General features: G+C 47.8%; 6 protein-coding genes, 3 tRNA genes and 1 pseudogene. 5 read left to right on the forward strand and 5 right to left on the reverse strand.

Annotated elements, in window-relative coordinates; all coding sequences use genetic code 11:
• Positions 1 to 97: 97 nt before the first annotated feature.
• Together bioA and K5Q99_RS05620 are read left to right on the forward strand one after the other, a co-directional pair.
• On the forward strand, positions 98 to 1480 hold the full coding sequence (bioA, locus tag K5Q99_RS05615; RefSeq protein ID WP_220776292.1) for an adenosylmethionine--8-amino-7-oxononanoate transaminase: 1383 nt from the start codon (positions 98 to 100) through the stop codon (positions 1478 to 1480).
• A 361-nt stretch (positions 1481 to 1841) separates the two neighbouring features.
• A pseudogene (locus tag K5Q99_RS05620) lies at positions 1842 to 3442 on the forward strand (methyl-accepting chemotaxis protein).
• A gap of 236 nt (positions 3443 to 3678) precedes the next feature.
• Here the strand turns inward: K5Q99_RS05620 and K5Q99_RS05625 are convergent.
• Positions 3679 to 7119 carry a hybrid sensor histidine kinase/response regulator gene (locus K5Q99_RS05625; RefSeq protein ID WP_220776293.1) on the reverse strand — a complete coding sequence of 1147 codons (3441 nt, stop codon included), beginning with the start codon at positions 7117 to 7119 and terminating at the stop codon, positions 3679 to 3681.
• 174 nt (positions 7120 to 7293) lie between these two features.
• Here K5Q99_RS05625 and acs point away from each other — a divergent pair, with 174 nt between their 5' ends.
• The 3 genes from acs to K5Q99_RS05640 all read left to right on the forward strand — a co-directional run bounded on the left by acs (position 7294) and on the right by K5Q99_RS05640 (position 11543).
• Positions 7294 to 9246, forward strand: a complete 1953-nt coding sequence (gene acs, locus K5Q99_RS05630; protein ID WP_220592698.1) for an acetate--CoA ligase — start codon at positions 7294 to 7296, stop codon at positions 9244 to 9246.
• Positions 9247 to 9467: 221 nt separating this feature from the next.
• Positions 9468 to 11222, forward strand: a complete 1755-nt coding sequence (gene radD, locus K5Q99_RS05635) for a DNA repair helicase RadD (RefSeq protein WP_220776294.1) — start codon at positions 9468 to 9470, stop codon at positions 11220 to 11222.
• 60 nt (positions 11223 to 11282) lie between these two features.
• Complete coding sequence (locus K5Q99_RS05640) at positions 11283 to 11543, forward strand: GrxA family glutaredoxin (protein WP_006081259.1); 261 nt, start codon at positions 11283 to 11285, stop codon at positions 11541 to 11543.
• Between the two features lie 78 nt (positions 11544 to 11621).
• Here K5Q99_RS05640 and K5Q99_RS05645 read toward each other — a convergent pair whose 3' ends face one another.
• The 4 genes from K5Q99_RS05645 to K5Q99_RS05660 form a co-directional block, all read right to left on the reverse strand.
• Entirely contained in the window at positions 11622 to 12785 is a 1164-nt protein-coding gene (locus K5Q99_RS05645) for a DcaP family trimeric outer membrane transporter (RefSeq protein ID WP_220776295.1), read from the reverse strand.
• Positions 12786 to 13024: 239 nt separating this feature from the next.
• Positions 13025 to 13100, reverse strand: a tRNA-Lys gene (locus K5Q99_RS05650).
• 59 nt (positions 13101 to 13159) lie between these two features.
• Positions 13160 to 13235: transfer RNA gene (locus K5Q99_RS05655), tRNA-Lys, on the reverse strand.
• A gap of 38 nt (positions 13236 to 13273) precedes the next feature.
• Positions 13274 to 13349: transfer RNA gene (locus tag K5Q99_RS05660), tRNA-Lys, on the reverse strand.
• Between the last annotated feature and the right edge of the window lie 75 nt (positions 13350 to 13424).

Raw genomic sequence — 13424 nt, forward strand, 5'->3', positions numbered from 1 at the left:
TATCTTGGCTAGGATAACCTCAGCCCTTAAACTGTCAACGCCAACCAGTGAACTCAGTTTACTAGTGGCTACTTTACCACCAACCTAGTGAGCATTTATGCGCAATTTACTCGATTTTGATTTTGATAGCGCCCATATTTGGCATCCTTACACCTCAATGACCCGTTCTCTTCCTGTTTTTGGTGTACATAGCGCAAAGGGTTGCGAGCTCGAACTCGTCGATGGCCGCAAGCTGGTCGATGGCACCAGCTCATGGTGGGCTTGTGTGCACGGCTATGCGCATCCCGAGATATTAACCGCGATGGAAAAACAGCTGCATCAGTTGAGCCATGTGATGTTTGGCGGCATCACCCATGAACCCGCCATTGAACTGTGTAAAAAACTTATCGCTATGACCTGCGAGCCGCTGACGAAAGTCTTTTTATGCGACTCTGGCTCTATCTCAGTGGAAGTGGCGATCAAAATGGCGCTGCAATATTGGCAAGGTCAAAGTTTGCAAGGTAAAAGTTGGCAAGATCAAAGCTCGCAGGAACAAACCACACATCAAGAGCGGCCATTAAAACAACGTATTCTTACCGTTAAAAAGGGATATCACGGCGATACCTTTGCCGCCATGAGCGTGTGCGATCCCGAAGGTGGCATGCACACTATGTTTGGCGATGCGCTAACAAAACAATCTTTTGTGCCCGCGCCACAAACCGCCTTTGGCGAAGCCTTACAAGCCGATGATTTAACCGCAATGCGCGACATATTAAGCATTAATCACCATGAGATTGCCGCTGTGATCATAGAGCCGATCATGCAAGGCGCTGGCGGGATGCGTTTCTACAGCGCAGATTATTTAGTGGGTCTTCGTGCCCTGTGTGATGAATATAATGTGCTGCTTATCCTCGATGAAATCGCCACGGGTTTTGGCCGAACCGGTAAGCTGTTTGCCTATGAACATGCCAATATTACCCCAGATATCTTATGTTTAGGTAAAGCGCTAACGGGCGGTTACATCAGCCTAGCAGCAACGCTATGTACCGATAACGTCGCCCAAGGAATCAGCCAATCTCCCGCCGGCGTGTTTATGCATGGGCCGACATTTATGGGTAACCCGCTGGCCTGCGCGGCCGCGTGTGCAAGCGTAGACTTAATCAATCGCAATGAATGGCAAGCGCAAGTGGCCGCTATCGAGCAGCAAATGCGCTTAGAACTTAAGGATGCGATTAACTTACCCAGCGTAAAAGATGTGCGAGTGCTCGGCGCTGTCGGCGTGTTAGAGATGCACGAACCCGTCAACACGGCAGAGTTGCAGCAACAATTTGTTGATTTAGGCGTGTGGGTTCGCCCCTTCGCCAACCTTATCTATATCATGCCGCCCTATGTGATTAGCCCGGCGCAATTAAGCCAACTCACCCGTGCGATGAAGCTAGTTGCAACAAGCATTAAGGCATCATCCGCCTGTGCCGAGCCACAGCTTATTAGCCACGGTTAATACCAACAGCATAAGCCTTCAACGTAATCATCCTTCAAATAGATAACCCTCTGCGCATCGTTAAAAGTGCGCTAGGGTTTAAACTAAGCAGCGATGTTAAGTCACTCAGCAGTCTTACCCAGAATACAAACCTCGCATCCTCTCGATAGCTAAAAGCGCTAAGATTGCAATTGCAACATTGCTCACAATTTCCATTAAAACTCCGCAATTTAGCCCATTAATTTAATCTAGCAACTGGACATTTTTCCAAAGCCAGCAATGCTTATATCGCTAATGTTTTCCCGCACATCTTTCGCCAATATCCGCCAACAAATTGAGCTGAGGAATGGCTTAAATAGCAACACCAAGACATGGAGATCATATGTTCAAACTCGCTGACATAGCCGTCAATCGCAAACTCGCATTACAGCTCATCATCGCCCTCACAGGCGCCTTAATTTTACTCATTATTTCAGTTAGTGCTTTAAAACATAATCTGATGATGGAACGTGAAGCACGACTTAACGCCGTATTGTCCCTCGCTAGCAGCCGCATTCAGGCGTTATCCCAATCACTGCCCTTAGAGCAAGCACAGCAGGCCGCTAAGGACATGTTGAACGACATGCGCTTTGATGGTGATAACTACTTGTTTGTGATTGATGAATCGAGGCGCGTCATCGTCCATCCCATCAAAAGAGAATTGGTTGGGCAACAGATGGGCAATCAAGGCGAAGAAAACTATTGGTACAAAATGGTCGAACTCGGCCGTGATGGCAAACAAGGCCTAGTTGAATACCGCTGGATGACAGCTAATGGAAAATCGGCGCAAAAAATCTCACTCGTCATGGGATTTAAACCTTGGGGCTGGATCTTAGGCTCAGGTATGTTACTCCAAGATATTGAAGCCACCATTTGGCATGAATACCTCACCATGGGTGGTATTACATTTGTCATTATTGTGCTTATGGCTTGGCTAGGTTATGCCATTAGCCGCTCTATTACTCGGCCATTGGATGATGTGAATCAGGCGATGCTCGCTATCACTAAGGGGGATTTAACTACGCAATTAAAGGTCTATGGTAAAGACGAGCTTGGCTCTTTAGCCCGCAACATCAACCAAAGCATTGGCTCGATTCGTAGCACCTTACAGGAAGCGAGTCATAGCGCTGATCATGTTGCCCAGGCCTCGGCTCGCATCGCCTCAACCGCAGAGGAAACTAATCAAGCAGTAAATAATCAGCGGGATCAACTTGCCCAGCTTGCCACTGCCATGAATGAAATGAGCGCCACTATCGCTGATGTGGCAAACAATGCAGAGAGCACAGCCAAAGATACCAAAGAAGCCACTTGGGAAGCTGGCCTTGGCGACCAAGATGTCCACGCCAGTGTGGATGGTATTCATGCTCTTGCCAAAGAAGTGGAGCAAGCGACGGACCAAGTGAACATGCTCAAAGAAGAAGTCATGCAGATCAGCGAAGTGACCTCTGTTATCACGCGATTTCAGATCAAACTAACTTACTCGCATTGAATGCCGCCATTGAAGCCGCCCGCGCAGGTGAGCAAGGACGAGGGTTTGCAGTGGTCGCCGATGAAGTGAGACAACTCGCCAGTCGCACCAGACAATCAACCGAAGAAATTCAGAACACGATTTCATTATTGCAACAACGGGCCGTGAGCGCCGCTAAGGCAATGGATGCAAGCCGTGCGCTGGCAGAAAACAGTGTGAGTCAATCGGCAAAAGCGGGAAGTGATTTATCGCTTATCGTAGCCCACATCAAACATGTGAGTGACATGGCGACCCATATCGCTACCGCCGCAGAAGAACAAAGTGTGGTCGCTGAAGACATGAACAGAAACGTGTGCGGGATTAATAACTCAGCGCTCGAAGTCTCCGAATCGGCAACCTATCTCGCCCAAGAAAGTGAAAGTTTGGCGGAGTTATCACTGAATTTAAACAGCAAACTCGCTGTTTTCAAACTCTGATCATTCATTTGGTTGGGGATGAACGAAGCAACGATAACTAACCTCTAGCCTATTTTCTCTTGCAAAGTGCTAAACCAGTATTGAGCGAAGTGTTTAATCCAGATAATCCGCATCGCAACTACGCGGATTATCTGGGTTTCAGGCTAATGTACCGATGCCACTCAACTTATGTTTCTAATCTGATTTAACTAAGCTGGTTTAACTAAGCTGATTAGACTTAGTTAATCAGACTCAGCTCATTTCACTAAGCTCGAAATCAAGGCGCGCAGCGCGGCAGGTTTTATCATTTTCGCCATATAGTGATAGCCGCGGCGCTGCACATCTTCCACCAGCTCTTTGCGGGTATTGGCGGTGATCAAAATACCGGGCAAGTCTTTGCCATACAGGGCACGAATACCGTCCATCGCATCAACGCCATTTTGGCTATCATCTAAGCGGTAATCGGCGAGCACAATATCGGGCGCAACGCCTTTCAGCCCTAGCTTAATGCGTGCATCAGATAAATCTTTTGCGCAAATAACCTCACATTGCCAACGACTTAATAGACTTTCTAACCCCGCCAGAATCGCCTCTTCGTTGTCGATACACAACACTTTGATACCCGATAACGGCTGCAGCAGCGATGGCAACGCCTTCACTTGCGGCTGACGTACAGTCTCCCCGAGCGGCACACAAATGGAGAATACCGAACCGCGACCTAAATGGGATGAAACCTGAATACCGTGTTCCAGCACTTTACTGATGCGATCGGCAATCGCTAAACCTAAGCCCAAGCCGCTGACATTGTTGCTCTTAGGATTATTCAGCCGCTTGAATTCTTTAAAAATTTCTTGGGTTTCTTTTTCATCAATACCACAACCTGTATCTAACACTTGGATCTCAAGGTAATGGCCACGATGACGGCAACCAAATAACACTCTGCCACCGCGAGCATAACGGTAGGCATTGGTTAAAAAGTTTTGTAGGACACGGCGTAACAGCGAAGGATCGGAATTAACAGTCGCACTGCATGGGACCATCTTAAAACGGATTTGATTGTCCGCCGCCATCGCCTCAAACTCCACGGATAAGCCATTGATCAGTTCTGAAATCGCAAAGTCACGGCGATTCACCTCCACCATGCCGGAATCGAGTTTCGAAATATCCAGCAGATCGGTGAGCAACTCGCCAGCGATCTTAAGCGAGCTATTCACATGGGATAAGGTGGTTCTGGCCTCACGATCGAGATTAGGATACTGAGATAAAGATGCGGTAAATAACCGCGCAGCATTAAGCGGCTGCATTAAATCATGGCCGACGGCGGCCAAGAAGCGACTTTTAGAGGCGTTGGCGATTTCTTCCTGCGCCTTAGCTTCCAGTAACTCACTGTTCAACATGGCTAATTCATAGGTACGCTCGTTAACGCGGCTTTCTAAGGTTTCATTGGCTTCGAGCAGCGCACGCTCCTGCTCGCGATACTGAGTTATGTCGGTAAAGGTCATCACAAAGCCGCCGTCTGGCATGGGATTACCTTGAATTTTAATCACTTTACCGTCTCTGCGATGGCGCTCAGAAGTGTGTGGCGTACCATTACGCATATGCTGTACCCGCTGGGCGACCTGCTGTTCAATTTCCCCTTCACCGCAATAACCCCGCGACGCATTAAAACGGATCACTTCGCTGATGGGCATACCCTGCTGTAAGAATCCGTCGGGATATTGGTACAACTCCACATACTTATAATTCCAAGCAACGAGATTGAGATCATTATCTATCACGCTCATGCCTTCATAGGCATGCTCAATCGCGCCGCGCAACATGTCTTGACTGAGCATAATTTTCGATGAAGCTTCATCGACCAGACTAAAGACTTCATCCAGCGCTAAATCGCGCCCTTGCAGCACGGAATCCATCACCAGCGCTGCGCTTGAGGCGCCAAGCACCCCCGCTAATAAACGTTCTGTGTGGAAAATCAGCTCAGGCGGCGCCGCTTTATGCCAACTATCACTTTTTACCGCATCAATCGAGAAACGGCTAAAGCTCTCGTAGGCGCGTGTTGGGCTAACGAAGCGACTCGCCAGTATCAGTAAATCTTGCTGTGAAATCGGACCATTTTTCTTATTAGCGCTGTTTTTCAATTTGCCAGGGCTCACAAAAGCACTGGCCTGAATACGCTCAGCCACACCCGCCCTAAACCAAATCGATCCCAAAATATAACAGGCGATATTGGCAAAAAGTGCCGTCAGCGCATCACGCACATTGGGCGTTATCGCATCTAGCAAGCCTATCTCACCCGTGACTCCCGATACTAACGCTGATGAACTTTGCACATCTGTCATGCCCTGCAACATAATGTAAAACCACAACGTGAAGCCCACGCCGAGCCCTAAAAATACCCCAGCACGATTGCCGTGCTTCCAATAAAGCCCGCCCACTAAGGCAGGCGCTAATTGGGCGAAAGCGCCAAAGGACAACATGCCGAGATGGGATAAAGAATCACTGTCGGCTAAGGCAAGATAACTGCCATAACCTAGCCCAAGAATAATCACTATGGCTAAGCGGCGGGCATTTAGTAACAGGTGCGAGAACTGACTGAAGTTTTTCTCGCGAATATGGCCCGTGCGCAGCATCACAGGCACTAGCCATTCGTTACTCACCATCACACTGATGGTCACGACCGCCACTATCACCATGCCGGTTGCCGCCGAAAGTGTGCCCAGCAAAGCAATAACAGCCAACAAAGGCTGATCTAAGGCGAGAGGCAGATTAATCACATAGGTATCGGCCGACACTGAATCACCAAGGATGATCTTCCCAGCTAATGCGAGCGGTCCAACGAATAAACCAAAAAGTGCTAAATAGATGGGAAATAACCAACGTCCCTTTGACAACACTGACTCATCGGCGCATTCCACCACCATCACATGGAACTGCCTTGGCATACACAAAAACGCCGCCATTCCGACGAGTAACTCAGGCATTAAAGCTTCGATACGAGGATTAGGATAATTGATCAACGACTGCGCATTGGCCTGCTGCCAAATATCCCCAAAACCATCGAATACCCCGAAACTGATGACAACACCGACCAACAAAAATGCAGCAAGTTTCACCAGAGACTCAAAGGCAATCGCCAGCATCATGCCGGGATTATGCTCGGTGGCATCGAGTTTGCGGGTACCAAATAAAATGGCAAATATAGCTAACAAAGACGTGATCAGTAGCGGAATCGTCACCCCATCGAGGGGATCGTCTGCAGGTTGAAATAGATTAAGGCTAAACACCATCGCCTTAAGCTGCAGGGCGATATAGGGCATGATGCCAAACAAGGCGATTAAGGTGACTAAGGCGGCTAAGGTTTGGGATTTGCCGTATCGGGCAGCAATAAAGTCGGCCACTGAGGTGATATTTTGTGCCTTAGACACTAATACCATCTTTCGTAACATGCCAAAACCTAAAGTAAAAATCAGAATGGGGCCGATAAAAATCGGTAAGAAAGACCAAAGGTCCTTAGCCGATTGGCCAACAGTGCCTAAAAAACTCCACGAGGAACAATAAACCGCTAAGCTCAGGCCATAAATACCGACTTGTAGCTTTTTGGTGATGCGGCTAAACCAACGCTCCGCCCCCCACGCTAATAGGAATAAAAGCGAGACATAACAGATGGCAATAACGGCGACGACTAAGGTTAAATTCATACTTTGCTCTTTTTTCTGATTATTGTGCGATAAAACCTGTCTAAAATCTAGCCGGACTTTTAATGCAACAGACTAAATATAAAGGAAAATTTAAAACTAGACCAAGGTCTAATGGAGTTGCCGCCCCCTTGCATACCATACTCAGTCCACGCAATTTTTCAAAAGGGAAGCCCTATGAGCTCGCAGTCTCTCTACAAAGTCTCCGGCAATATCGCTGCCAATGCACTTGTAAACAACGATAAATATAAAACAATGTACCAAGAGTCGATTGTCAATCCTGAAGGTTTCTGGAGAGAACACGGCAAGCGTATTGATTGGATTAAACCCTATACCAAAATTAAAAAAACCTCTTTTGATGACCATAACTTATCGATCAATTGGTTTTATGACGGCACCCTGAACGCTTCTGCTAACTGTTTGGATCGTCACTTAGCCGAGCACAGTGATCGCGTGGCGATTATTTGGGAAGGCGACAACGCCAGCGAACAACGCAAAATTACCTACGGTGAATTACATGCAGAGGTGTGTAAATTCGCTAACGCGTTGCGCAGCCAAGGCGTGCGCCGCGGTGACATAGTCACGATTTATATGCCTATGGTGCCAGAAGCCGCAGTGGCTATGCTTGCCTGTGCCCGTATCGGCGCGGTGCACTCCGTGGTGTTTGGTGGATTCTCGCCGGATTCTATCGCCTCTCGCGTCATTGACGGTAAATCCAAAGTCATTATTACATCAGATGAAGGTATGCGTGGTGGCCGTGCTATTCCATTGAAACGCAACATTGACGATGCCTTAAAACACCCTGATGTCACTAGCATTGAAAAAGTCATAGTGCTTAAACGCACGGGTGGCAAAGTCGATTGGGTAGAAGGCCGTGATGTGTGGTGGCATTCGCTGATGGAAACCGCATCAGAGCACTGCCAACCAGAGGAAATGGACGCTGAATCACCGTTATTCCTGCTGTATACCTCAGGTTCAACCGGTAATCCCAAGGGCGTATTACACACCACAGGCGGCTACATGGTTTATGCGTCTATGACCCATGAATATGTGTTCGACTACAAAGCGGGTGAAGTGTACTGGTGTACCGCGGATGTGGGTTGGATAACAGGCCACTCTTACATGGTTTACGGCCCTCTCGCCAATGGTGCGACTGTGCTTATCCATGAAGGCGTACCGAATCACCCAAGCCCTGCCCGTTTAGGCGAAATGATTGACCGCCATAAGGTAAACATTCTTTACACTGCGCCAACCTTAATTCGCGCACTGATGGCCGAAGGCAAACAACACTTCGATAAGTTCGATGGTAGCAGTCTGAGGATCATGGGCTCGGTAGGTGAACCTATCAACCCAGAAGCATGGCGTTGGTACCATGAAGTCATAGGTCATGAACATTGCCCTATCGTCGATACTTGGTGGCAAACTGAAACCGGCGGTATTTTGATCACGCCGCTACCAGGCGCGACCGACACTAAACCAGGCTCAGCGACCCGTCCGTTCTTTGGTGTTCAACCCGCCTTAGTGGATAACATGGGGAATATTTTAGAAGGTGAGAACGAAGGTAACTTAGTGTTACTCGACTCTTGGCCGGGCCAAATGCGGACTGTCTATGGCGACCACGAACGATTTGTATTGACCTACTTTAAAACCTTCCGTGGCATGTATTTTACCGGTGACGGTGCCCGCCGCGATGAAGATGGTTATTACTGGATCACTGGCCGCGTCGATGACGTAATCAACGTATCCGGCCACAGATTAGGTACTGCAGAGGTCGAAAGTGCGCTGGTATCACACGAACTGGTCGCCGAGGCAGCTGTAGTTGGCTACCCACATGATATTAAAGGCCAAGGTATTTATGCGTACGTCACGCTAACCCGCGGCACTGAAGAAACCGAAGAGCTACGACAAGAGCTGCGTCAATGGGTTCGTAAAGAAATTGGTGCGCTGGCAACCCCAGATCTCATCCAATGGGCGACGGGCTTACCTAAGACACGTTCGGGCAAGATCATGCGCCGCTTCCTGCGTAAGATTGCCGCTAACGAAGTGACCAACTTAGGGGATGCATCAACCTTGGCCGATCCAGCTGTGATCGAGACCTTGATTGAATCACGCTTGAATCGTACTGAGTAATATCCGAGTGACGAACAACATCCACAACGCTTAGTCTATGCCCAATAGGCTAAGTGTAACCTGAACCTCCCTTTTTAAACCTCAGGTTAAAAGTGAACCCTGTTGAGAGAGTGTGTGTGATTGCTCCTTTCTCTAGCTTGCCCCTCCAACCAGGGGCATTTTTTTTGCCTGTTATGTTAAGCTTGCAACCTCACTTTTATTCAGCATAGATTTTTATCAGCGTGTCAGTCAAACTCAGAGACTATCAACAGCAAGCGGTTAATGCCGCCATCGCCCATTTTAGGCAAAGCCAAGCTTCCGCCGTACTTGTATTGCCCACAGGCGCGGGCAAAAGCATAGTGATCGCCGAACTGGCACGCATCGCCAAAGGTAGAGTCTTAGTGCTCACCCATGTGAAAGAATTAGTTGCTCAAAATGCCGAGAAAGTCGGCCTCCTCACAGCACAAGCCAGTATCTATGCGGCGGGACTCAATCAAAAAGCCACTGAGGGGAAAACCGTCGTCGCCAGCATTCAATCGGCAGCGCGGGGGGTAACCCAGTTTGATCAGCCATTCTCGTTAGTGATTATTGATGAATGCCACAGAGTCAGCCTAGAAAAAACCAGCCAATATCAGCAAGTGCTCAATCATTTACGCACGAAAAATCCCCAACTAAGATTGCTCGGCCTCACCGCTACGCCCTATCGCCTTGGCACTGGCTGGATTTATCAGCAACACTATCACGGCAAAGTGGGGTCTCCCGAACATGCTGTGTTCGAACATTGTGTGTTCGAACTGCCCATCAGGCCACTCATTAAACAAGGTTACCTCACAGCGCCAACCCTGTTTGATGGCTTAAGTGCCCAGTACGATTTCAGCCAACTGAAAGCCAACGAGAATGGCGAATATGCCGAAGCCGAGGTTAACGATTTACTGGGGCATTACGGCCGCGCGACCACAGCGATAGTGAAACAGCTCATTGAACTGGGCCAACATAGAAAAGGCATTATCATCTTCGCGGCAACGGTGCGCCACGCCAATGAGATTTTTGGCCTACTTAACCAAGCTCATGCTGCACAGAGCGCCATTATCACGGCACAAACGCACGACAATGAACGAGATGCGACGATTGAATGCTTTAAAGCCCAAGAGCTTAAGTTTTTGGTCAACGTGGCTGTGCTGACGACAGGCTTCGACGCGCCCCATGTGGATTTGATTGCAATTTTGCGCCCTACCGCCTCAGTCAGTCTGTTTCAACAAATGATCGGCCGTGGTTTACGCATCGCTGAAGGTAAAAAAGATTGTCTTATCATCGACTATGCTGCCAATGGTTATGACTTGTATTTTCCTGAGGTCGGGCAAGCGAAACCCAACAGTAAATCGGTACCCGTGCAAGTGCATTGCCCTGTGTGCGATTTTGCCAATATTTTCTGGGGACTCACGGACGATGATGGCGACATTATCGAACACTTTGGTCGCCGCTGTCAGGGCATAGTCGAACAGCAAGGTAAAAAGCTGCAGTGCGACTTTCGATTTAGATCAAAATCTTGCCCTGATTGCGGTGAAGAGAACGATATCGCCGCGCGCATTTGCCAGCACTGCCAATCGACCCTCATCGATCCCGATAAACGCCTGCGCCAAGTGCTCAGCCAGCAGCACCATCATTTGTTCCGCTGCCAGCATATGAGCCTCATCGACGATGACGGCAATCTAAAAGTGCAATACCTCGATATCGACGGCAATGAATTCAATCGCCGCTTTAAATTGCAAACGCCGGCCCAGTGGCGAGCCCTATATGCCTTATTCATCTTTCCCCATAGCCGAACGCCGGGATTAAAACCCAAAAAGTACACTAAGGTGGCAGAGTTAATCAGTGACGCGGATAAATTCCGCATGCCCGATCTCTTGCTACTGAAGAAACATAAAAAAGGCTGGGATCTGCTCGAAAGCTATTTTGATTATCAAGGCCGCTATCAAACTGAAAATAAACGCGGCTGACATTATCAATTCACTTAGGCCTATGGTATAAAACGACTAAAGTAATCCTAAGGAGCTATTATGTTCGTTGTTATTTTTGGCCGTCCAGGCTGTCCTTATTGCGTTCGTGCTGTGCAATTATCTGAGCAACTCGTTGAAAAACGTGATGACTTTAAGTTCAGATATGTCGATATCCACGCAGAAGGCATCTCTAAAGCAGATTTAGAGAAAACTGTCGGTAAGCCAGTTGAAACCGTACCGCAGATTTTTGTCGATGAAAAACACGTCGGTGGCTGCACGGATTTCGAACAATATGTTCGCGAAAACAATCTGTTAGATTAAGCGCTACACATATGTGACCCGCTTAATGCAAAAGGAGACCTAAGGTCTCCTTTTTAGTTTTATCGCAAGCAAGTAAGATTAGAGCACATACTTAGCCGAGAACATGATGCGGCTCAAATCCCCATCATCGCCATTTTCTTTACTGTTCTTGGCGTACATATACTCGACCCCAAAGGTCAGCGGTTTGCTTGGCGAGTAAAGTAAGTTGATATAGCCAGAATAAGCATCCTTATTGACGCCTGAACCGGTTAAAGCCGCATCGTTATCCGCTTGCATGCCTGACAAGGTTACACTGCTGCGCCACTGCTCATTCCACCAATGACGATAAGACACAAATCCACCGAAAGTACGAATCGACTCAATATCACCGTTGGCATCCAGCACACCCGCATTAATGTAATTGAGTGCCATATAACGACCTAAGCCTTCACCATAGGTGGCCGTAAATCGAAGATCATCTTTGCCGACCGGAATAATGCCCGCCACACTGGCGCCATATCCTAGGGCAGAGCTATCAATCTGCGTCGCACCTATCTTAGTTTCTAAATTCAACTGACGGGCAATACCCGCAAACGAGAACGCCGCGCCGCCATCCGTTTTGAGGTTATACCGCGCGACAACATCGGGGATTACCCCACTACCACTGGTAATGCGGGTACCGCCTTGATTTGGCGTGACTGTGGTTTCAGGATTTTCAATCGCGAATTGGAAATTACCTTGGGTATAGCGCAATAGTGTTTGGCGGGCGAACGGGGTGCCATCGGCAGCACCAACAAAATCGAGATTCTCAGGCAATGCCGCAGCATTTTGGAAGGTGGTCCACGTTTGGCCTACCGTCCAATTGTCATAGGAGACAAATGCATGGCGAATACGAGGCGAGTAGCTGTTGGATGTGCGTTCATTGCCATCGGTGTGGGTCATAAAATCGAGTTCAATAAAGCCAGAAAGTTTATGACCATCAATATCAGTCGTCGCTTTGAAATTAAAACGTGTTTCGCGAGCTTGAAAATCCACGACTTGATTGCCATTCCCCTCTTTTCCATAAATAGTGCCTGGAACATAAAATTGCCTAGAGAGATCCCCCGAATCCGGGGCACCATTACCATAATCACTGAACATGATGTCAGCTTTGATATAACCGCCAAACTCAATGTCCGTATCTTTTAGTGATGCCGCATTGGCCGAACTTGCTAATGCCAACAATATTGCACTACCCATCAAGCTTAGTTTTGCTTGTTTCATTTTTGTCTTTCCCCAGTTGTTATTATTTATCCGCAACCAATATGGACAAATTAACAAGTGAGAAACATTGGCAATAGGTCTATGAGACAAAAGTAGAAAATATCATGATAAATAATATGTTAGGAAAATATTTGAAACGAAATAAGTAAAACGAAGGTATTAAATCTAGGTACTGGAAATTGAAGTTTAACTTGGTAAATTCAGTGGGTAACTTGAGAGAGATAAAGCGGGATAATCAGTGGTGGGTCGTGAAGGATTCGAACCTTCGACCAATTGGTTAAAAGCCAACTGCTCTACCGACTGAGCTAACGACCCATCTAGGTATTGCTATAAATCTGTTCACTTATTCTGACATTAATAATGTAAGTAATAAGTGGTGGGTCGTGAAGGATTCGAACCTTCGACCAATTGGTTAAAAGCCAACTGCTCTACCGACTGAGCTAACGACCCATCTAGGTATTGCGCTGATTTATGCACTTTCAGTAAAGTGGTGGGTCGTGAAGGATTCGAACCTTCGACCAATTGGTTAAAAGCCAACTGCTCTACCGACTGAGCTAACGACCCATTGTACTACTGCCTATCTCGCTAAATACCACTAACTTATTCTATTTATTAGAGTAAGTGGTGGGTCGTGAAGGA

The sequence above is a fragment of the Shewanella hafniensis genome, assembly GCF_019655335.1.
In the GTDB taxonomy this organism is placed as follows: Bacteria; Pseudomonadota; Gammaproteobacteria; order Enterobacterales; family Shewanellaceae; genus Shewanella; species Shewanella hafniensis.